Raw genomic sequence first — 20865 nt, 5'->3', positions numbered from 1 at the left:
TGGGCGATAAACAGGCTGGAAACAGAGGCAATGCCACTACGGGTTGGGGCTTTCCGCTACCGGCGTTGGCAAAGCCCGACCGGAAAAATAAGCGGCTATGTTGTCGAACACCAGATCGGCCATCATCCGCCGCGTGCTGTGGGTCGCACTGGCCATATGCGGCGTTAGCACCACATTGTCCCGCCCCATCAACCCGGCGGGAACCTGCGGTTCGCATTCAAAAACATCCAGACCAGCACCGGCAATTACCCCTTGGTCAATCGCCTTTACTAATGCCGCTTCATCCACCACCGAACCCCGCGCAATGTTGATTAAGATGCCGTTAGCGCCCAATGCCTCTAACACCTGTGCATCCACCAGCGCCCGCGTCGCCACCCCTCCGTTGGTGCAAACCAACAGAAAGTCGCAGTGGTCAGCCAGTGCCAATGGTGTCGCAAAAAAACGCCCGGTAAAATCGTCATATTGTTGGCGGGAGTGGTAGCTGACGGCCATATTGAAGGCGGTTGCCCGCTGAGCTATCGCCCGCCCGATCCTTCCCAATCCAAGAATGCCCAGGCGTGCGCCGCTAACCTTGCGCGTCCAGGGATAGCCGCCCTGCAGCCAGTCGCCGCGCTCGATAAAACGTTGGGCGCCGCCAATCTGCCGGGCCGTCGCCAGCAGCAACCCAATCGCCAGATCGGCGACGTCATCGGTCAACACCCCCGGCGTATGTGTTACCCGAACACCCTGAGCCCGTGCGGCCAACACATCCACCCGCTCATAACCCACGCCAAATACGGCAATCAGTTTTAACTGCGGCAAAGCGGCAATTTGTGCCGCACTGACCGCCGTTTCGCCATCAACCAGCAGGACGGTGAATTCGCCGGCTCGGGCCGCCAGCGCCAAAGGGGCCAATTCGCGCTGATCCACCAATGGGAAATGTTGACGCAGTTGCACCACCAACCTTTGCGGCAAGGGTGAGGCCTGCAAAATGGTCTCAGCCATGGTTGTTCTCCTGCAGTGCAACCTCGCCTGTAGCCGCTGATAGCGGCCTGCCAAGCCGCAGGCCGATAATGCCGCCAGCCACCAACGCCGCAGCAATGGCCATCAGCGCAATATCATAGTTGCCGGTAATATCTTTAATTCGCCCCATGACCGGTGGGAAGACCAGGCCGGCAATATTGGCCACCGCATTAATCAAGGCTATTGACGCCGCACCAGCCACGCCGGCGATAGATTCGGTGGTTACCGCCCAGAAAATAGGGGTGATCGCCCAGTTCAACGCGACGGTAAGCACCAACATGCCGTAGGCCAACACCAGATTTTGACAATAAATCGCCGCCAGCAGCAGCAGACCGGCGGCAATCAGCGGCCCCCCCAAATGCAGGGATCGTTCACCGGTCAAATCGGAGTGCCTGCCGTTGAAGTACATGAAAATGCAGGCAAAGAAAAATGGAATGGCGGAAAGGACACTGACAACAAAGGAGCTTTGCTCCGTGACTACGCCCTTGACGATTAAAGGCAAAAATAGCGTGATACCTATGGTGCCGAACGCCTGCAACAGCCACATAAAGCTCAGCGCCCAAACCCGCCGGTTGGTCAACGCCTGGCTCCAGCGATGTGATTGTCCGCCAGCGGTCTCCGCCATTTCACCGGCCATTTTATTGACCAGCCACTGACGTTGCGGCGGCGCCAACCATTTTGCCTGTTGCGGCGCATCATCGAGGTAAAAATAGGTGACGATGCCCAGCAACACCGCCGGGATACCTTCCAGCAGGAACAGCCAGCGCCACCCTGCTATGTCAAATAAACCATGCATATTCAGGATGCTGCCGGACAGCGGCAGGCCAATAACCGAAGCCAGGGCTGCACCGATGTAAAACATCGACATGGCACGCGCACGGTCACTGCGCGGATACCAACAGGAAAGATAATAAATAATGCCAGGGGTAAACCCGGCCTCCGCCACGCCGAGTAAAAAACGCATCACATAGAGTTGCGTTGGCGTTTGCACCAGGCTCATACCGGCGGCGATGATGCCCCAGGTGACCATGATGCGCGCAATCCATATCTTGGCACCGATACGGCTCAATAATATATTGCTGGGGACTTCAAAAATAATGTAGGAAATATAGAAAATCCCTGCGGCAATACCATACATCTCGGCGCTAAGCGCCAAATCGGCATTCATCTGCAATGCAGCAATGGAAATATTAGATCTGTCTATATATGCAATAAGATAAAGCAGCATAATAAATGGAATAATACGCCGATTCATCCTTTTGATTGTCGTGGAATAAGTACTGGAATCCATAATTCATCCCCCAGAGCAATTCATTAATTTCTGCACGATCTGTTCCTGACAAATCACGCATCCAGTGGTGTTTTCATCTCGTCATCAGAAAAAACTCGTTGTTGAATATAAAAATCGGTTGGTTGTTTAATAGGCTAGCGTACATTGTAGGCACGAAAATCCATCTTGTAATACAAGATAGATCACAAAAAAACACCGAGCCGGGGGTCGGAATGATTTACAAAGTAGAAAATTAATTCTAAATTAGATTTTTAAATCCAAAAAAAAGATCACCATGCTGAGCCGCTACCACGCCATCGCCGATGCCATTACGCTGTTGTTTGCCCCTTACGCCGAAGTGGCACTTCATGATTTGGCCAGCCAGACGCTGGTTTACATCACCAATAACCGATCGCAGCGTGAGCTGGGCGAAAGTTCCAACCTGAGCGAGTTACAGGATGAACCCGATTTACAGGTGATTGGCCCCTACCTGAAGCGCAATTGGGATGGCAGCCAACTGCGGTCTATCAGCGCGGTCCTGCGCGATGACAGCGGCAATCCCATCGGGCTGATGTGCATCAATCTTGATATCACCGTGCTGGAAAGCGCTAAAGCCGCGCTGGATATCTTTCTGGCGGGCAACGCCTTGCAGCCGCAGCCGGATGTGTTGTTCCAGGACGACTGGCAGGAGCGCATTAACACCTTCATTTATCAATGGTTGCAACAACGCCAGCAGACGCTCAGCGCACTTAACGGCGCAGGACGGCGAGCACTGGTGGAGGCGCTGTATCACCAGGGCGCTTTCAAAGGAAAAAATGCCGCCGGCTACGTCGCCAAGATCCTCGGCATCGGCCGCGCCACCGTCTATAACTACCTGAAAAATATCAAGGAGTCTGTATGAGTCAGTTATTTGACGCGATTGTTTCCGCCCATCAGCAATTGCGTCCGCAGGTTCGCGTGACCCCGCTGGAACGCAGCGTACTGCTGTCACAGCAGTTGGGTTGCGAGCTGTATCTGAAATGCGATCACCTGCAACCTACCGGCTCTTTTAAGTTTCGCGGCGCCAGCAACAAGCTGCGGTTGTTAAATGACGAGCAACGTCAACGCGGGGTAATCGCGGCTTCCAGCGGTAATCACGGTCAGGCGATGGCGCTGGCAGGCAAACTGACGGGAGTCAGCGTGACGGTATATGCCCCGGAAACAGCGGCAGCGATCAAACTGGAAACCATCCGCGCGTTGGGCAGCGAAGTGGTGACGGTACCGGGAGATGCCCTGAAAGCGGAACAGGCGGGGGAAAAAGCGGCGCAGGAACAGGGCAAGGTGTATGTCTCTCCCTATAACGACGAGCAGGTGATCGCCGGTCAGGGCACCTGCGGCATGGAGTTGGTCGAGCAGCAAGCGGATTTGGATGCAGTATTTATCGCCGTGGGTGGTGGTGGCTATATTTCAGGAATTGGTACCGTTTTGCAGCAATTATCGCCGAAAACGCAGATTATTGCCTGCTGGCCAGAAAACTCCACCAGCATGTACAGTGCTCTGCAGGCCGGTCATATTTATCCAGTCGAAGAGCAGGACACGCTGTCAGATGGCACCGCCGGCGGCGTTGAGCCGGGTGCGATCACCTTCCCACTGTGTCAGCAGGTGATCGATCGTAAAGTATTGGTCAGTGAAACTGAGATCAAGCAGGCCATGCGTCAGATTGCCGCCAGCGATCGCTGGATTATCGAAGGCGCAGCCGGGGTAGCCTTAGCCGCCGCCATCAAACTGGCGCCGGAATTTCAGGGCAAAAAAGTGGCGGTGGTGCTGTGCGGGAAAAACATTGTGCTGGAGAAATACCTCAAAGCGATCGCCGATGAAAATCATTAACAAACGGCAGTTTCGATCGGGCCGGCGATACAGAGCTGACAGATTGTGAAGCGTATTTTAGCGCGGTTATAGCCTGCTTTCAGGGGCGCGGTGGCGCCCCTGTGATGCCAAAACCATCAGGCATTCAGCACAAACTTCTCGATGGCGCGGGCTACACCGTCTTCGGTATTGGTGCTGGTAACAAACTGCGCTACCGCTTTCAGTTCCGGGATAGCATTGCCCATCGCCACGCCTAACCCGGCATACTCAATCATCGCAGTGTCATTGGCCTGATCGCCCAACGTCATCACGTTTTCACGCGCAATACCGAGATGATCGGCCAGCATTTTCACCCCAGCCCCCTTATCCACTTTCTGGTGCAAGATTTCCAGGTAATAAGGCGCGCTTTTCAGGATGGTGTAACGTTCCCGCGTTTCTGCCGGGATGCGAGCGATAGCGCGATCCAACAGCTCAGGCTCGTCGATCATCATCACTTTAGGGAAACGAATCGAAGGATCCATCTCTTCCACGCTGCGGTATTTCAGCGGAATACCGGTCATCTCAGACTCATGCACGGTGTATTTGCCGATATCCTTGTTCGGGGTATACAGGGTATCGAAATCAAACGCCTGGAAATGGACGCCAAACTCGCGAGCCATCTTCTCGAAGTGCAGGTAATCCTCAAAACCCAATGTTTCCTGCAGGATGCATTCACCATCTACTGCCTTCAACACCAGCGCGCCATTATAGGTAATACAGAAATCACCGGGCCCCTGAATGTCCAACTGACGCAGATAATCCTGCACGCCGACGTAAGGCCGCCCGGTGGCCAGCACCACATGCACCCCTTTGCGGCGTGCCTCGGTGATCGCCTGCTTTACCGCCGGCGTAATCTGGTGCTGCGGGTTAAGCAGCGTGCCGTCCATATCAATCGCAATCAGTTCAATAGCCATTCGAGCCTCTCCCAGTGGTTTTGCCCCATGCTAACGCGTTTCAGCCCGTAATGTCAGCGCCAAAAAAGGCGTAAAAAAATCCGCGCGGGTCGCCCGGCGCGGATTTTTACAGCCATCAATGCGTTAGATATCGATGTTTGCCGCTTTCAGGGCATTTTCTTCGATAAAGGCACGACGAGGCTCAACCGCATCACCCATCAGGGTGGTGAACAGTTGGTCAGCAGCAATGGCGTCCTTCACGGTCACGCGCAGCATGCGGCGGCTTTCCGGATCCATGGTGGTTTCCCACAGCTGCTCTGGGTTCATTTCACCCAGACCTTTATAACGCTGTACTGCCAGCCCACGGCGTGACTCTTTCACCAGCCACTCCAATGCCTGTTCGAAGCTTTCAACGGGTTGACGACGCTCACCACGTTCGATGAAGGCATCTTCTTCGATCAGGCCGCGCAGTTTCTCACCCAGCACGCAGATCTTGCGATATTCGCCGCCGTGGATGAAGTCGAAGTCCAGCGCGTAGTCGGTATCCACACCGTGGGTACGGATGCGCAGTACCGGCTCAAACATCTGGCGCTCACGGTTCTCAAAGATCACCGAGTCATAGCTGCTGCCATGCTGCTCTTTGTCGTTCAGCAGTTTCACCAGCGAATCAATCCAGGTTTTAACCTTGGCCTGATCGCTCAGATCGCCCTCTGCCAAAGTTGGCTGGTAAATCAGGTTGTTCAGCAGTGCACGCGGGTAGCGGCGCTCCATACGACCGATCAGCTTCTGCACGCTGTAGTGCTCGGCAACCAGTTTTTCCAATGGCTCACCGGCAAGTGCTGGTGCGCTGGCGTTGGTGTGCAGGGTTGCGCCGTCCATTGCGATAGAGATTTGGTACTGATCCATCGCTTCGTCATCTTTGATATACTGTTCCTGCTTGCCTTTTTTCACCTTGTACAGCGGCGGCTGAGCAATGAACACGTGGCCGCGCTCAATGATTTCCGGCATCTGACGGTAGAAGAAGGTCAACAGCAGCGTACGGATGTGCGAGCCATCGACGTCGGCATCGGTCATGATAATGATGCTGTGGTAACGCAGTTTGTCCGGGTTGTACTCATCGCGGCCAATGCCGCAGCCCAGTGCAGTGATCAGCGTCGCCACTTCCTGCGAAGACAGCATCTTGTCGAAGCGTGCTTTCTCAACGTTGAGGATTTTACCTTTCAACGGCAAGATTGCCTGGTTCTTACGGTTACGCCCCTGCTTGGCAGAGCCGCCCGCAGAGTCCCCTTCCACCAGGTACAGTTCGGACAGCGCCGGATCGCGTTCCTGACAGTCAGCCAGTTTGCCCGGCAGGCCGGCCAGATCCAATGCGCCTTTACGACGGGTCATTTCACGCGCTTTACGCGCCGCTTCACGAGCACGCGCCGCATCGATGATTTTGCCGACGACGATTTTCGCGTCGCCCGGGTTTTCCATCAGATAATCGACCAGCTTTTCATTCATCAGCGTTTCAACCGCGGTTTTCACCTCGGAAGAAACCAGCTTGTCTTTGGTCTGAGAAGAGAACTTCGGATCCGGCACTTTCACCGAAACCACGGCAATCAGGCCTTCACGCGCATCGTCACCGGTGGCGCTGATTTTGGCTTTTTTGCTGTAGCCTTCTTTATCCATGTAGCTGTTCAGGGTACGGGTCATCGCGGTACGGAAACCGACCAGGTGGGTACCCCCATCACGCTGTGGGATGTTGTTGGTGAAGCAGTAGATATTTTCCTGGAAACCGTCGTTCCACTGCAGCGCCACTTCCACACCGATGTCATCTTTCATGGTCGAGAAATAGAACACGTTTGGATGGATCGGGGTTTTGTTCTTGTTCAGGTACTCAACAAACGCCTTGATACCGCCTTCGTAGTGGAAGTGGTCTTCTTTGTCGGTGCGTTTGTCTTTCAGGCGGATAGACACGCCCGAGTTCAGGAATGAGAGTTCGCGCAGGCGCTTGGCCAGAATATCGTACTCAAATTCGACATTATTGGTGAAGGTTTCATAGCTCGGCCAGAAACGCACCGTGGTGCCGGTCTGATCGGTTTCACCGACCACTTTCAGCGGCGCCTGTGGCTCGCCCATGGCGTAGGTCTGTTCGTGCACCTTGCCTTCGCGACGGATAACCAGTTCCAGCTTCTCGGACAAGGCGTTAACAACAGAAACGCCCACGCCGTGCAGACCGCCGGATACCTTGTAGGAGTTGTCATCAAATTTGCCGCCGGCATGCAGCACGGTCATGATCACCTGCGCCGCAGAAACCCCTTCCTCTTCGTGAATACCGGTCGGGATACCACGGCCGTCATCCTGTACCGAAACGGAGTTATCGGCATGGATGGTCACCTGGATGTCACTACAGTGGCCAGCGAGTGCTTCGTCGATAGCGTTGTCCACAACCTCGAATACCATGTGGTGCAGACCGGTGCCATCATCGGTGTCGCCGATATACATGCCCGGGCGCTTACGCACCGCGTCCAGCCCTTTTAATACCTTGATACTTGAGGAGTCATAAGAATTCGACATCAACGTTTCTCGCTCATTTTAGTCCTGTGGTTGAACCTCTATTTTACCTTGTTCCACGCGGAACATCTTGCCCTTTTCACCGGCCATATCGGTCACTTGTTCAGCGCTTACCGCACTGACAAAGACCTGGGCCTGGGTGGCTTTCAGGCGATCGGCCAGCAACCGGCGACGGCCGGTGTCCAGCTCGGAGGCAAAATCATCAATCAGATACAGGCAACGCCGCCCGCTCTGCCGGGTGAGAAACTCACCCTGCGCTAAGCGCAACGCGCACATCAGCAGTTTAAGCTGACCGCGCGATAACAAATCCTCTACCGGCGTGCCGTCGGCACGAATGCGAAAGTCCGCCTTATGCGGCCCCACCGCGGTATAGGTTAACGCCCTGTCACGCTCAAACTGGCGCTCCAGCAGCTCTCCGTAGTCGCTCTCTTTGTCCCAGCCACGCTGGAAAGAGAAACTCAGGGCAAATTCGGGCAAAAACTGCGCGCATGTCGCGGTAATATCCGCGGCAATCGCGTCGCTGTAAGCTGCCCGCCACTCGCTGATACGCTCGGCCAAGGGGATCAGTTCCTGATCCCAGGCGCGGATCTGCGCATAGCGACTGACCTGGCGCAGCGCGGCATTGCGCTGCTTCAGTAACCGTTTCAGGTTGCTCCAGGCGGTGAAAAAACCGGGTTCGTTATGAAAACAGCCCCAGTCCAGGAAGGCACGCCGAAATTTCGGCCCACCGTTTAGCAGGGTAAAACCTTCGGGGGTAATCAGTTGCATCGGCAATAACTGCGCCAGTTCAGCCACTTTGTGGCCGTCGCTGCCATCGATGCGTACCTTGCTGTCCCCCTGACGGCTCTTGCTTAATCCTACGGATATTTCACGCTCTGCACCGTCAATACGGCCGTGCAAAATAAATTCCGGCTGGTCGTGGCGGATCACCCGCCCGGCCTGCAGGCTGCGAAACGCCCGCCCGTGCCCAAGGGTGTAAACCGCCTCAAGCACGCTGGTCTTTCCGCTGCCATTGGCACCCACCAGAAAGTTGAATCCCGGCGCCAGCGCCAAATCGGCAGCTTCTATATTACGGAAATCTTTAATCAGTAAACGCGTCAGAGCCATGCAATCTCTTTACCCATGACGGTAAGTTATTCAACCTTATATACCCTATGGATTTCAAGTTGCAGCTAGTGCAGCCAACAACGCTGCAGCTTGAAAGACGACGGGTATGAACTACAACCGCATTGGCATGACGACGTAGGCAGCAGACTTACTGGCACCGTCTTCGATCTGCACGCTGGAAACCGAGTCGGTCAGCAGCAGGCGCACATCTTCACACTTGAGCGCGTTCAATACGTCCAGCACGTAGCTGACGTTGAAACCAATTTCCATCTCGGTGCCGTCGTAGCTGACATCGAGGATCTCTTCCGCCTCTTCCTGTTCCGGGTTGTTGGCGGTGATCTTAAGCTGGTTTTGGCTGACATACAGCCGCACGCCGCGGAACTTCTCGTTCGACAAAATGGCCGCACGAGCAAACGCCTGCTTGAGCAGATCGCAGCCGGCTTCCAGCGTTTTGTCCGGGTTCTTCGGCAAGACGCGACGATAGTCAGGGAAACGGCCATCAACCAGCTTGGAGGTGAAGATAAAGTCACCGACGTGGGCGCGAATGTTGTTACTGCCGATCTGCAGTTGCAGCAGCGTATCGCCACCGTCCAGCAAACGCACCAGCTCCATCACGCCTTTACGCGGCACGATCACCGAATGCGACGGCAATTGCTGACCGATCGGCATCGAGCACACCGCCAGGCGGTGGCCATCGGTCGCCACGGTACGCAGTTCTTCACCTTCGGTTTCGAACAGCATGCCGTTTAAGTAGTAGCGCACGTCCTGATGAGCCATCGAGAACTGCGTGGCTTCGATCAGGCGCTTAAGGGTCGCCTGTGGCAGAGAAAATTCAACTTCGCTCTGCCAGTCGTCCAGGTTCGGGAAATCCACCGCCGGCAACGTAGAAAGAGAGAAGCGACTGCGGCCGGAACGCACCAGCATACGCTCGCCTTCCAGCGTCACAGTGATCTCGGCCCCTTCGGGCAAGCCACGGCAGATATCAAATAATTTACGCGCGGGGACGGTAGTCGCGCCCGCTTCATGAGGTTGGGACAGGGCAACGCGTGCCACCATCTCCATCTCCAGATCGGTGCCGGTCAACAGCAGGCAGCCTTCCGTCACCTGCAACAGCAGGTTACCCAGAATTGGCAGCGTTGGGCGGCCGCCCAGCGGGCTGCTCACCTGTTGCAGTGGTTTTAGCAGATGCTCACGTTCAACGATAAATTTCATAGCGCTAGGAAGATAATGTTCTGATTAAATTGGAGAAATCTTCTTTGATGTCGTGACTTTCCTCACGCAACTGCTCGATCTTCCGGCAGGCGTGCAACACCGTGGTATGGTCGCGGCCACCAAACGCATCGCCGATTTCTGGCAGGCTGTGGTTGGTGAGCTCTTTTGCCAACGCCATCGCCATTTGGCGGGGACGGGCAACGGAACGCGAGCGCCGCTTGGACAACAAATCAGCGATTTTAATTTTATAGTATTCCGCCACCGTCTTTTGAATATTATCGATGGTGACCAGCTTTTCCTGCAATGCCAGCAGATCGCGCAGCGCTTCACGTACGAAATCAATGGTAATGGCACGGCCGGTAAAGTTTGCGTTGGCGATCACGCGGTTCAACGCCCCTTCGAGCTCACGCACGTTGGAACGCAGGCGCTTGGCGATAAAGAACGCCACTTCGCCCGGCAGACGGATATTATTCTCGTCGGCCTTTTTCATCAGGATCGCTACGCGGGTTTCCAGCTCCGGCGGTTCAATCGCGACCGTCAGCCCCCAACCGAAGCGGGATTTCAGACGATCTTCCACGCCGTTAATCTCTTTCGGATAACGGTCCGAGGTCAGGATAATCTGCTGATTGCCTTCCAACAGGGCGTTAAAGGTATGGAAGAACTCTTCCTGCGAACGCTCTTTATTGGCAAAAAACTGGATGTCATCGATCAGCAGCGCATCGACCGAACGGTAATAACGCTTAAATTCTTCAATGGCATTGTTCTGCAAGGCTTTGACCATGTCCTGCACAAAGCGTTCCGAGTGCATATAGACCACTTTGGCGTTGGCCTTGCGTGCCATGATGCCGTTACCCACCGCGTGCAACAGGTGAGTTTTACCCAGGCCGGTGCCGCCATAAAGGAACAACGGGTTATAGGCACCACCCGGGTTATCCGCCACCTGACGGGCCGCCGCACGCGCCAACTGGTTGGATTTACCCTCAACAAAGTTATCAAAGGTATGCTTTGGGTTAACGTTGGAGCGGTAAGAAAGTTCAGGCTGCGGCGCTGCGTTGTCCCAGCTTGGGCGGGACGGCGCGGCAACCCGCACTATTGGCGCGCTGGGTGCACTGACGCTGGCAGTAACGGTCTGGCTGATGATTTGGGAGAGGGGCTTACTGCCCACTTCAAAACGCAGCAATGGGGCATCCGTACCGCAGAAATCATTCAACAGACCATTGATATTGTTTAAGTATTTATCGCGAACCCAATCCAGCACAAAACGATTGGGCGCATAAAGCGCCAGGGTGTTGTCACTCAGTTCCGCCTGCAATGGGCGTATCCACATACTAAATTCTGTGGCAGGTAACTCATCCTGCAATCGGGCAAGACACTGCTGCCAAAGCGAAAGTGACACGGCGGACTCCACTCGAACAAGATCAATAAAAGAAAAGAATCAGGCTAATTTTTTATAACTCATGATTTTTGACACATACCCGGCATCGGCTGTTTGCCTGTGGGGGATGCGAACCGCCTTTCACGGTTTATGTCCCTCACGATCCCCGCTTGAGAGATCGCGATCGGAATGACGGATCATAGCGCAATCCGCGCAAGAGATCCTCCTCTTCATCACAGATTAGATCCATTTTATCCACAGGCCCCGGCCTGCGGCGATCTTTTCGCCAGCCTCGCCAAATTGCAGGCAAAAACCCGCCTGCGGAAAGGTATTTTTTACATTGTCAACCGGTTATACCCTGTTATCCACGCCCGATCCTTTGCTTTGCCCCCAAGGATCGCATCGGGATCCTTGCGATTTACCCCCGAGTCCGTATAATCTTCGCCCTACGTGTGTACCTGGTTCCTAAATGGTGTGTCATTAACCGGACAGGATTCTGCGGTGACCACGGGCCAAGACCGGATTTTACTCCGAATTGGCAGACAACCAGGTAGGCTAGCGCAATGTGAATTGACTCAGGACTGTACAATTATTACAATCCCGCCTCTTTATATATTGCGATTGAGGCGTCGGTCGTCTTCACGCCGAATAGCCAAACGCGTTTACTGATCAGTAATTATTTTAAGTTTAGGTAGAAATCGCCATGAAACGCACTTTCCAACCGTCCGTATTGAAGCGTAACCGTAGCCACGGTTTCCGTGCTCGTATGGCCACCAAAAATGGTCGTCAAGTTCTGGCCCGCCGTCGTGCGAAAGGCCGTTCTCGTCTGACTGTTTCTAAGTAATAAAAGCTAACCCGCTGAGTGGTTAAGCTCGCTTTTCCCAGGGAGTTACGTTTGTTAACTCCCACTCACTTCACTTTCGTCTTCCAGCAGCCACAACGGGCTGGCACGCCGCAAATCACCATCCTCGGCCGCCTGAACCAGCTGGGGCATCCCCGCATCGGTCTTACCGTCGCCAAAAAACACGTCAAACGCGCGCATGAACGCAACCGGATCAAACGCCTAACCCGCGAAAGCTTCCGTTTACGTCAGCACGAGTTACCGGCGATGGATTTTGTCGTGGTGGCCAAAAAAGGGATAGCGGATTTGGATAACCGTGCACTGACGGAAGCTTTGGAAAAATTATGGCGTCGCCACTGTCGCCAGGCTCCCGCATCCTGATCGGGCTGGTGCGGGCTTACCAGCTCGTCATCAGTCCGCTGCTTGGGCCTCGTTGTCGCTTCCAGCCGACATGCTCTCATTACGCAATTGAGGCATTAAGCAGGTTTGGCATGATAAAAGGCAGTTGGTTAGCATTGAAACGCGTATTAAAATGCCACCCCTTGAACCCAGGTGGCGATGATCCCGTGCCGCCGAAACCCGACGATAACAGAGAACACTAACGATGGATTCGCAACGCAATCTTCTCCTCATCGCTCTGCTGTTCGTGTCTTTCATGATCTGGCAAGCCTGGCAAACGGACAATGCTCCGCAACCAGTCGCGCAGACCACGCAACAGACTTCGAACCCAGCTACCGGTGATGCCGCAAGCTCAGCAGTTCCAGCCAGTGGCCAAGGTAAACTGATTACCGTAAACACTGACGTGCTGTCGCTGACCATCAACACCCGTGGTGGTGATATCGAGCAGGCTAAACTGTTGGCCTACCCTGACACTCTGGGTTCATCGACGCCATTCCAGCTGCTGGAAACCACACCGGCATTTGTTTATCAGGCGCAAAGCGGCCTGACCGGCAGAAACGGCCCGGATAACCCGGCAAATGGCGAACGTCCTCTGTTCCAGGCGGCGCAGGACAGCTATACCCTGCCGGAAGGCCAGGAAGAGTTGCGCATCCCGCTGACCTTTACCGGTAAAGATGGCGCTATCTACACCAAAACTTTCGTGCTCAAACGCAATCATTACGCGGTTGCCGTTGACTACAACGTCGACAACAAGAGCACCACTCCGCTGGAACTGACCCTGTTCGGCCAACTGAAGCAGACCACCGAGCTGCCTAAGCACCGTGACACCGGCAGCAACAACTTTGCCCTGCACACCTTCCGTGGCGCGGCTTACTCTTCCAGCGATGACAAATATCAGAAGTATGCGTTCGATAAGGACGAGAACCTGAGTGTCACCACCCAGGGCGGTTGGGTTGCAATGCTGCAACAATACTTCGCCACCGCGTGGGTACCGGCAACTCAGGGTAGCAATACCTTCTATACCGCCAAGCCTGGCGACAACCTGTCTACCATCGGCTTCAAATCTACTCCGGTAGTGGTGCAGCCTGGTGCGCAGCAGCAACTGAACGCCACCCTGTGGGTAGGCCCGGAACTGCAGGATCAGATGGCCCAACTGGCGCCGCATCTGGACCTGACCGTGGATTACGGTTGGTTGTGGTTCATCTCCCAACCGCTGTTCAAACTGCTGAAGTTCATCCACGGCTTTATCGGTAACTGGGGCTTCTCAATTATCATCATCACCTTCATCGTGCGCGGCATCATGTACCCGCTGACCAAAGCGCAGTACACCTCGATGGCGAAAATGCGCATGCTGCAGCCAAAACTGCAGGCGATGCGTGAGCGTATCGGTGATGACAAACAGCGCATGAGTCAGGAAATGATGGCGCTGTACAAGTCTGAGAAAGTGAATCCGTTGGGGGGTTGTCTGCCGCTGGTTATCCAGATGCCAATCTTCCTGGCGCTGTACTACATGTTGATGGGCTCGGTTGAGCTGCGCCATGCGCCGTTCGCTCTGTGGATCCACGACCTGTCGGCGCAAGACCCGTACTACATCTTGCCAATCCTGATGGGCGTGACGATGTTCTTCATTCAGAAGATGTCGCCGACCACCGTGACTGATCCGATGCAGCAGAAAATCATGACCTTCATGCCGGTGATCTTCACAGTGTTCTTCCTGTGGTTCCCGTCCGGTCTGGTGCTGTACTACATCGTCAGTAACCTGGTGACCATCCTCCAGCAGCAGTTGATTTACCGCGGCTTGGAAAAACGTGGTTTACACAGCCGCGACAAGAAAAAAACCTAAGCGTATTGTAGGGGTTCGGCGCGCTGAACCCTTGCAGTAACACCAAGAGGCGGTCATTAGACCGCCTTTTTGCATATTGAATTGTCAGAGAAGAGAACCACTATGAGCACCACCGATACCATCGTAGCCCAAGCCACCCCGCCGGGACGCGGCGGCGTCGGCATTCTGCGTATTTCCGGCCGTGGCGCCAAAGATGTCGCCCAGGCCCTGCTCGGCAAGCTACCCAAGCCGCGTTACGCCGATTACCTGCCATTCCGGGATGCCGCAGGTGCCACCCTGGATCAGGGCATCGCACTGTGGTTCCCAGGCCCTAATTCGTTTACCGGCGAAGACGTGCTGGAGCTGCAAGGCCACGGCGGGCCGGTGATCCTCGATCTGCTGCTCAAACGCGTGTTGGCGCTGCCAGGCATGCGTATCGCGCGGCCCGGCGAGTTTTCCGAACGCGCATTCCTCAACGACAAGCTGGATCTGGCGCAGGCCGAGGCGATTGCCGACCTGATCGATGCCAGTTCCGAGCAGGCGGCACGTTCAGCCATGAACTCGCTGCAGGGGGCTTTTTCCACCCGCATCCACCAGCTTGTGGAAGCACTTACTCACCTGCGGATCTATGTGGAAGCGGCCATCGACTTCCCCGATGAGGAAATCGACTTCCTGTCTGACGGTAAAATCGAAGCGCAGCTCAACGGCGTTATGGCCGATCTGGACAGCGTACGTGCCGAAGCGCGCCAGGGCAGCCTGCTGCGTGAAGGGATGAAGGTGGTGATCGCCGGGCGGCCAAACGCCGGCAAATCCAGCCTGCTGAACGCATTGGCCGGCCGCGAGGCGGCGATTGTTACCGATATTGCCGGCACCACCCGCGACGTTTTGCGCGAACATATTCACATCGACGGCATGCCATTGCACATCATCGACACTGCCGGTCTGCGTGAAGCCAGCGACGAAGTTGAGCGCATCGGTATCGAACGTGCATGGAACGAGATCGAACAGGCGGATCGCGTGCTGTTTATGGTCGATGGCACCACCACCGCGGCCACCGAGCCGGCAGAGATTTGGCCAGAGTTTATGGCACGTCTGCCGCACCGCTTGCCAATCACCGTGGTGCGCAATAAAGCCGACATCACCGGTGAAACGCTGGGCATGACAGAAGTAAATGGTCACTCACTTATTCGCCTGTCGGCGCGTACCGGCGAAGGCATAGATCTGCTGCGCGACCACCTGAAGCAGAGCATGGGCTTCACCAGCAATATGGAAGGTGGCTTCCTGGCGCGCCGTCGCCATCTGCAGGCGCTTGAGCAAGCGGCCCAGCATCTGGTCGAGGGCAAAGAACAGTTAGTGAGCGCTTACGCGGGGGAGCTGCTGGCCGAGGAATTGCGCCTGGCGCAGCAAGCGCTGAGTGAAATTACCGGCGAATTTACCTCCGATGACCTGCTGGGGCGCATCTTCTCCAGCTTCTGTATCGGCAAGTAAACCCTCATCCTTCTAAGGAAAGAACAGGCATGGCATTAACGCTCAGAGTGTTACTGGAAAACCGCCGCGCCACCGGCGCGGACAAATCGCTGCGGGTGAAAGCCGGACTCAGCCTGTTGATTCAGGATGAAACGGACTCGATTTTGTTCGATACCGGCCCCGATGGCAGTTTCCTGCATAACGCAGAACTGATGGGCATTGACCTGTCAGGGCTAACCGCTACCGTACTGTCACACGGCCATTATGACCACTGCGGCGGCGTCCCCTGGTTACCCGAAAACAGCCGCATCATTTGCCATCCGCAAATAGCCGATGAACGCTATTCGGCGGTAAAACTGCTTGGCCATAGCCGGAAAATCAAAAAATTATCGCTGGATATCGATTACTCCCGCCATCGTATGGAATACAGCCGTGAGCCACTGCATATCAGCGAACGCTTTATGTGGTCAGGGGAGATCGCGGTGGCCGAGCCGAAGGCCTATGGCGTGATCGGCGGAAAAACTGAGGCTGTGGATTACGTTATCGACGAAGGCGTGCTGATTTATAAGTCCGATCGCGGGCTGGTGATTATTACCGGCTGCGGGCATCGCGGGATCATTAACATCGTGCGCCACTGCCAAAAGATCACCGGGGTCAATAAGATCCATGCGTTGATCGGCGGTTTCCACCTGCGCTGCGCCTCACCGCGCCTGATATGGCAGGTCAGGCAATTTCTGAATCAGCAAAAACCCGATAAGCTCATGGGATGCCATTGTACCGGCGCATGGGGGCAGCTGTGGTTACCGGAGATGATATCGCCGGCGACGGGGGACACTTTCGTTCTGGAATAAAACGCTAATAAGCACATTAGTTTTTACCGCCCTACCACTGAACAACAATCGCTATCTCCCCTGGCTTGCCAAAAATCACCTAAGCTTATCTCAGCGATTTTTGGCGGGAGAGATAAGAAAAAATGAATGAACCACTGGATTTACTGGGTGTCGGCCTTGGCCCCTTCAACCTCAGTCTGGCCGCGCTGGCCTATGAAAGTGGCGTCCTCAATTACACCTTTCTCGATCGAAACGCCAGCTTCCGCTGGCACCCCGGCATGCTGCTGCCCTCCGCCTATATGCAGACCTATGTACTGCAGGACCTGGTTACGGCGGTAACACCCCGTAGCCAATTCTCCTTTATCAATTACCTGGTCGAGCAGAAAAAAATCTATCGATTTTTGATCACCGAACAGCAAATTATCAGCCGTGAAGAGTTCTCCGACTACCTGAGTTGGGCCTGCGATAGATTAGATGGGCTACAGTTTTCACAGTCGGTTGAAAGTATTGATTTTGACGATGACAAGCAGCTGTTCGAAGTCCGCACCATCAACCAGACTTTGTGGGCAAAGAATATCTGCCTGGGTACCGGCCACGACCCCTGGCTGCCGGAGGAGTTTTACCCTGCACTGGGCGAAAACTGCCTGCATGCCGCAGAAATTGCCATTCGCAACCCGGATCTGACCGGTAAGCGAGTAACCGTTGTCGGGGGAGGCCAAAGTGGTGCAGATATTTTCCTGAACGCGCTACGCGGCCATTGGGGAGAAGCCGCACAGCTGGACTGGATTTCCCGCCGGCCTAACTTCCAACCGCTGGACGAGTCCGCCTTCACCAATGAATATTTCACCCCGGAATACGTCGATTATTTTTATACGCTGCCGCAGGAAATCCGCGAACGCGAAATCAAGGCTCAGAAGTTACCTGCAGACGGCATCAGTAATCATACGCTGCGTACGCTGTACCGCGAGTTGTACATGCGTTTCGACGTAATGCACCAGCCGCGTAATGTCCGTCTTTTACCACACCGTACGCTGCTGGCGATCGAACCGACGGACAAAGGCTATCAATTACGCACCCGCCACGGTTTGGAAAACCGCCAGGAAGGGTTTCACGCCGACGTCGTCATTTTAGCGACAGGTTACCGCCCTTCGCTGCCGTCCTGCCTAAAGCCGCTGCTGTCACGCATTCCTTTCGACAACAAACAGCGCTTGCCGCTACAGCCGGATTTTAACCTTGAGTGGCAGGGGCCTGAACAGAATCGTATTTATGCGGTGAATGCCGGAATACATAGCCACGGCAGCGCAGAAGGGGGACTCAGCCTGATGGCCTGGCGCTCGGCCCGCATCCTCAATCATCTGCTCGGCAAACCCCATTTTGATCTGACGCCGAACGCATCGATGATCCAATGGTGGAGTGATGCTCCTCCGGACAATGATATTGCTTATCCAGATAAATAGGATAAAACGCATACTGTTTTTTAATGATAAATCCTCGACTTATGCTTAATCTAACTCCCCAGCGTTTTCAGCGCCCCCTCTGTCACGGAGTGAATAATGGCATGTCATTTTGCCCGATGGATCCCCACATCCACCGCACTGGATACCCGGAGATTATCCGCCGAGGTCGTTGCTGCAACCGCTGCTTTTTCCGTTAAACGCCGCCAGCGCTTCCTGCAGGGGCGCATCCTGCTCGCAGAAATGATGTTTTATCTTTATGGCTTGTCGACATTGCCGGCTCTCGCCACCACCCCCACCGGACGCCCCTGTTTCGTCGATAATCACCTGCCCGATTTCAGCCTGGCCTATGCCAGCGATACGGTGGGGGTTTTGCTCAGCCAGGAAGGCAAGGTAGGCCTGGATATTGAAGTCATGCGTGCCCGTGCCGGGCAACATAGAGAGCTGCAACACCAATACCAAACGCCGGCAGAAAACGCCTGGATCAGCGCACAGTACGACCGGCTGGAGGCGGAAACCCAACTGTGGAGTATTCGCCAGAGCGTGCTGAAGCTTTCCGGCCTGGGTAACAGTGGACAATCGACGCTGCTGCTGCACCCTTTTTCCGGCCATTTGCGCTCCAGCATCACCCCCCAGGTTCATGTGATGAGCGATGCCGACGAATACCTGAGTTGGGCTTGCGCACGTGAACCCAACCTGGAGCGCTTAATCTGCTGGCAATACGAAGCGGGTAAAGGCCTGCACAAGCACGGCGAAATCTCCCCGCGAGCCCCTGCGCTCTCTACCCGCTTTGTGAAATTAACCAGTCTGGCGCTCCACCGCTGACATCGACGATTTATGGCTAATCTGTAAGATAAAACTTTCTTTAACGGATAAATTTCTGCATAAAACTGCAAAGTCAGCCAATTATTCAGTAATCATCTATTCTCCCCGCCCTTCTTGCCCTACTATCTTTGGGTGTTCCAAGCTGAATCTGTTCATTCGAAAGGGAGAATCACCATGTCAGACCAAGCATTAAAAATCGTCACTCTGCTCGGCAGCCTGCGTAAAGGCTCTTACAACGCGATGGTCGCCCGCGCCCTGCCAGGCCTCGCGCCACAGGGTGTCACCATCGAAGCACTTCCCTCTATCCGTGATATCCCGCTGTACGATGCCGATGTACAACAAGAAGAGGGCTTCCCCGCCTCGGTGGAAGCCATTGCCGAGCAAATCCGCCAGGCCGACGGTGTGATCATCGTGACCCCGGAATATAACTATTCGGTACCCGGTGGGTTAAAAAATGCCATCGATTGGCTGTCCCGCCTGCCGAATCAGCCGTTAGCCGGTAAACCGGTGGCGATCCAAACCAGTTCCATGGGGCCGATTGGCGGCGCGCGCTGCCAGTATCATCTGCGCCAGATCCTGGTGTTCCTCGATGCGATGGTGATGAATAAGCCGGAGTTTATGGGCGGCGTGATCCAGAACAAAGTGGATGCGCAGGCTGAGGAACTCATTGACCAGGGAACGCTGGATTTCCTGACCGGGCAACTGTCCGCCTTCAGCGATTATATTCGCCGTCTGAAATAAATGTCTTTTTTGACGCCTTCATAAAAAATTCGATTGAAGGCGTCATTTCAATCAGAGAGTTACTACCAACCCATTAAAATTAAAGTCATAAAATTATGTATTTTTTTATTTTAGCCATCTTACTGGCTTTCACCACCAGACCACTATTAGCCACAGAAATGCGTTATCCCGCCGGAGAAGAGCCGATCGAGCTACCGGTACATAGCCCACTCAGCACCCAACTGCCACGCACCACCCAGAGCCAGGAAGATAAAAAGATCGCAGCCATGTCGTTGTATCTGACGCTGATGCGTGAAGACGGCCGTAACATATGGGCACCTTATCAACTGGCGGCTTCCTCAGCGGAAAAGGGCCAGACCGAACTGGCAGAGCGCTATCTGCAACTGAGTGCCGATCGCGGGTTATGGTATTACTACAATCTGCTGGAGGACGACGCCTTCAACAATATCCAACACGGCAGTACCTACCAGTCGATTCTGGCGGCAACCAAAGCCCGTTATCTGCAACATGCTCATTGGTTCGAAGGCAAAGCCAGCTATGCCATTCCTGACGGCCCACCGCCGCCCGGAGGCTGGCCAACGGTGGTCTACCTGCACACCTATGGCAAAAGCGCCGGTATCACACCGGAAGAACGCTTGTTTTTTAGTGAGATTGGCGTCGCCTATATAGAGATCAACGGCACCCAGATGCTGTCGGAAAACAGTTTCCGCTGGTCAAATTACAGTGACGAAAGCACCCAGAGCGCGATCCAGCGGGTTCTGCAGCCATCCACCGAAGAATTAAAGCTCAATCCGCAGAAAATCTACCTTGCCGCCCGCGGACAGGGGGCGCTGCATGCTGCCAATCTGTTGGCCAAATACCCGCAACTTTATGCCGGTGCGCTGCTGATTGCCCCAAATGGCGGGATCAAACAGGCACAGCAATCGCTGGCGACCCATAAGCGGCTGGTGGTGGCCTACTACGAACGGCAAAACTTCAGCGATCAGGCACTGGCAATGCACTTTGCCAATCTGTTCGGTGAGAATAATCAGGTGAAGGTTTTGCATTTTGCCCAGGGCGAGAGCCCCGACGGCGGCTGGCGGGCGCGTTTTAAACGGCCGTTGCAGTGGATGTTGCATCAGGCACCCGATGCAACGCCGGGCGCCTAAGACTACAGGGCCGACAAATGTCGGCCCTGTTCTTTCGTA

General features: G+C 54.9%; 19 protein-coding genes. 12 read left to right on the top strand and 7 right to left on the bottom strand.

Translation table 11 applies throughout. The annotated features are described in order from the left end of the window. Positions 1 to 36 precede the first annotated feature (36 nt). Both M2406_RS21955 and M2406_RS21950 read right to left on the bottom strand, forming a co-directional pair. Positions 37 to 984 (bottom strand): 2-hydroxyacid dehydrogenase, encoded by a 948-nt coding sequence (locus tag M2406_RS21955; RefSeq protein WP_259191369.1) that lies wholly within the window; start codon positions 982 to 984, stop codon positions 37 to 39. After that, positions 977 to 2293 carry an MFS transporter gene (locus tag M2406_RS21950; RefSeq protein ID WP_259191367.1) on the bottom strand — a complete coding sequence of 439 codons (1317 nt, stop codon included), beginning with the start codon at positions 2291 to 2293 and terminating at the stop codon, positions 977 to 979. The genes M2406_RS21955 and M2406_RS21950 overlap by 8 nt, the downstream gene beginning before the upstream one ends. A 274-nt stretch (positions 2294 to 2567) precedes the next feature. On the opposite strand from M2406_RS21950, the gene M2406_RS21945 reads away from it, so the two are divergent. Together M2406_RS21945 and M2406_RS21940 are read left to right on the top strand one after the other, a co-directional pair. Further along, the gene (locus M2406_RS21945; protein ID WP_259191366.1) at positions 2568 to 3173 is read left to right on the top strand and encodes a transcriptional regulator; all 606 of its coding nucleotides are present in this window, start codon (positions 2568 to 2570) and stop codon (positions 3171 to 3173) included. Next, positions 3170 to 4138, top strand: coding sequence for a threonine/serine dehydratase (locus tag M2406_RS21940; RefSeq protein WP_259191365.1), 969 nt, complete (start codon positions 3170 to 3172; stop codon positions 4136 to 4138). The genes M2406_RS21945 and M2406_RS21940 overlap by 4 nt, the downstream gene beginning before the upstream one ends. A 116-nt stretch (positions 4139 to 4254) precedes the next feature. Here M2406_RS21940 and yidA read toward each other — a convergent pair whose 3' ends face one another. The 5 genes from yidA to dnaA form a co-directional block, all read right to left on the bottom strand. Beyond that, positions 4255 to 5070, bottom strand: a complete 816-nt coding sequence (gene yidA / locus M2406_RS21935) for a sugar-phosphatase (RefSeq protein WP_259191364.1) — start codon at positions 5068 to 5070, stop codon at positions 4255 to 4257. Positions 5071 to 5193: 123 nt separating this feature from the next. Beyond that, positions 5194 to 7608: a DNA topoisomerase (ATP-hydrolyzing) subunit B gene (gene gyrB, locus M2406_RS21930; RefSeq protein WP_012004509.1), complete on the bottom strand. Its 2415-nt coding sequence runs from the start codon at positions 7606 to 7608 to the stop codon at positions 5194 to 5196. A gap of 18 nt (positions 7609 to 7626) precedes the next feature. Further along, positions 7627 to 8712, bottom strand: a complete 1086-nt coding sequence (recF, locus tag M2406_RS21925; RefSeq protein ID WP_012004508.1) for a DNA replication/repair protein RecF — start codon at positions 8710 to 8712, stop codon at positions 7627 to 7629. 111 nt (positions 8713 to 8823) lie between these two features. After that, the gene (dnaN, locus tag M2406_RS21920) at positions 8824 to 9924 is read right to left on the bottom strand and encodes a DNA polymerase III subunit beta (RefSeq protein WP_012004507.1); all 1101 of its coding nucleotides are present in this window, start codon (positions 9922 to 9924) and stop codon (positions 8824 to 8826) included. Positions 9925 to 9928: 4 nt separating this feature from the next. After that, complete coding sequence (gene dnaA / locus M2406_RS21915) at positions 9929 to 11320, bottom strand: chromosomal replication initiator protein DnaA (protein WP_012004506.1); 1392 nt, start codon at positions 11318 to 11320, stop codon at positions 9929 to 9931. Positions 11321 to 12002: 682 nt separating this feature from the next. Here dnaA and rpmH point away from each other — a divergent pair. The 10 genes from rpmH to M2406_RS21865 all read left to right on the top strand — a co-directional run bounded on the left by rpmH (position 12003) and on the right by M2406_RS21865 (position 20826). After that, positions 12003 to 12143 (top strand): 50S ribosomal protein L34, encoded by a 141-nt coding sequence (gene rpmH / locus M2406_RS21910; RefSeq protein ID WP_003849659.1) that lies wholly within the window; start codon positions 12003 to 12005, stop codon positions 12141 to 12143. Positions 12144 to 12161: 18 nt separating this feature from the next. Next, positions 12162 to 12521, top strand: a complete 360-nt coding sequence (rnpA, locus tag M2406_RS21905) for a ribonuclease P protein component (protein WP_004950547.1) — start codon at positions 12162 to 12164, stop codon at positions 12519 to 12521. Continuing rightward, entirely contained in the window at positions 12485 to 12742 is a 258-nt protein-coding gene (gene yidD, locus M2406_RS21900) for a membrane protein insertion efficiency factor YidD (RefSeq protein WP_012004505.1), read from the top strand. The genes rnpA and yidD overlap by 37 nt, the downstream gene beginning before the upstream one ends. Before the next feature lie 2 nt (positions 12743 to 12744). Next, positions 12745 to 14382, top strand: a complete 1638-nt coding sequence (yidC, locus tag M2406_RS21895) for a membrane protein insertase YidC (protein WP_012004504.1) — start codon at positions 12745 to 12747, stop codon at positions 14380 to 14382. Positions 14383 to 14484: 102 nt separating this feature from the next. After that, positions 14485 to 15849 (top strand): tRNA uridine-5-carboxymethylaminomethyl(34) synthesis GTPase MnmE, encoded by a 1365-nt coding sequence (gene mnmE, locus M2406_RS21890; RefSeq protein WP_012004503.1) that lies wholly within the window; start codon positions 14485 to 14487, stop codon positions 15847 to 15849. A gap of 29 nt (positions 15850 to 15878) precedes the next feature. After that, positions 15879 to 16679 (top strand): MBL fold metallo-hydrolase, encoded by an 801-nt coding sequence (locus M2406_RS21885; RefSeq protein WP_259191359.1) that lies wholly within the window; start codon positions 15879 to 15881, stop codon positions 16677 to 16679. A gap of 122 nt (positions 16680 to 16801) precedes the next feature. Next, positions 16802 to 18115 carry a lysine N(6)-hydroxylase/L-ornithine N(5)-oxygenase family protein gene (locus M2406_RS21880; protein ID WP_259191358.1) on the top strand — a complete coding sequence of 438 codons (1314 nt, stop codon included), beginning with the start codon at positions 16802 to 16804 and terminating at the stop codon, positions 18113 to 18115. Positions 18116 to 18211: 96 nt separating this feature from the next. Continuing rightward, entirely contained in the window at positions 18212 to 18937 is a 726-nt protein-coding gene (locus tag M2406_RS21875; RefSeq protein ID WP_112362302.1) for a 4'-phosphopantetheinyl transferase superfamily protein, read from the top strand. Positions 18938 to 19111: 174 nt separating this feature from the next. After that, positions 19112 to 19678: an NADPH-dependent FMN reductase gene (locus M2406_RS21870; protein WP_012004499.1), complete on the top strand. Its 567-nt coding sequence runs from the start codon at positions 19112 to 19114 to the stop codon at positions 19676 to 19678. A gap of 95 nt (positions 19679 to 19773) precedes the next feature. Beyond that, positions 19774 to 20826 carry a hypothetical protein gene (locus M2406_RS21865; protein ID WP_012004498.1) on the top strand — a complete coding sequence of 351 codons (1053 nt, stop codon included), beginning with the start codon at positions 19774 to 19776 and terminating at the stop codon, positions 20824 to 20826. The last annotated feature ends 39 nt before the right edge of the window (positions 20827 to 20865 follow it).

Origin of the sequence: Serratia sp. BIGb0163, assembly GCF_024809935.1 — a bacterium.
Lineage (GTDB): Bacteria > Pseudomonadota > Gammaproteobacteria > Enterobacterales > Enterobacteriaceae > Serratia > Serratia quinivorans.
The sequence above is the reverse complement of the archived record's forward strand: the minus strand, read 5'-3'. Positions and strand labels throughout refer to the sequence as shown.

Coding starts and splice junctions, on each gene's coding strand:
- M2406_RS21955 (WP_259191369.1), bottom strand. CDS start 984: ATGGCTGAGACCATTTTGCAGGCCTCACCCTTGCCGCAAAGGTTGGTG.
- M2406_RS21950 (WP_259191367.1), bottom strand. CDS start 2,293: ATGGATTCCAGTACTTATTCCACGACAATCAAAAGGATGAATCGGCGT.
- M2406_RS21945 (WP_259191366.1), top strand. CDS start 2,568: ATGCTGAGCCGCTACCACGCCATCGCCGATGCCATTACGCTGTTGTTT.
- M2406_RS21940 (WP_259191365.1), top strand. CDS start 3,170: ATGAGTCAGTTATTTGACGCGATTGTTTCCGCCCATCAGCAATTGCGT.
- yidA (WP_259191364.1), bottom strand. CDS start 5,070: ATGGCTATTGAACTGATTGCGATTGATATGGACGGCACGCTGCTTAAC.
- gyrB (WP_012004509.1), bottom strand. CDS start 7,608: ATGTCGAATTCTTATGACTCCTCAAGTATCAAGGTATTAAAAGGGCTG.
- recF (WP_012004508.1), bottom strand. CDS start 8,712: ATGGCTCTGACGCGTTTACTGATTAAAGATTTCCGTAATATAGAAGCT.
- dnaN (WP_012004507.1), bottom strand. CDS start 9,924: ATGAAATTTATCGTTGAACGTGAGCATCTGCTAAAACCACTGCAACAG.
- rpmH (WP_003849659.1), top strand. CDS start 12,003: ATGAAACGCACTTTCCAACCGTCCGTATTGAAGCGTAACCGTAGCCAC.
- yidD (WP_012004505.1), top strand. CDS start 12,485: ATGGCGTCGCCACTGTCGCCAGGCTCCCGCATCCTGATCGGGCTGGTG.
- yidC (WP_012004504.1), top strand. CDS start 12,745: ATGGATTCGCAACGCAATCTTCTCCTCATCGCTCTGCTGTTCGTGTCT.
- mnmE (WP_012004503.1), top strand. CDS start 14,485: ATGAGCACCACCGATACCATCGTAGCCCAAGCCACCCCGCCGGGACGC.
- M2406_RS21885 (WP_259191359.1), top strand. CDS start 15,879: ATGGCATTAACGCTCAGAGTGTTACTGGAAAACCGCCGCGCCACCGGC.
- M2406_RS21880 (WP_259191358.1), top strand. CDS start 16,802: ATGAATGAACCACTGGATTTACTGGGTGTCGGCCTTGGCCCCTTCAAC.
- M2406_RS21875 (WP_112362302.1), top strand. CDS start 18,212: ATGGCATGTCATTTTGCCCGATGGATCCCCACATCCACCGCACTGGAT.
- M2406_RS21870 (WP_012004499.1), top strand. CDS start 19,112: ATGTCAGACCAAGCATTAAAAATCGTCACTCTGCTCGGCAGCCTGCGT.
- M2406_RS21865 (WP_012004498.1), top strand. CDS start 19,774: ATGTATTTTTTTATTTTAGCCATCTTACTGGCTTTCACCACCAGACCA.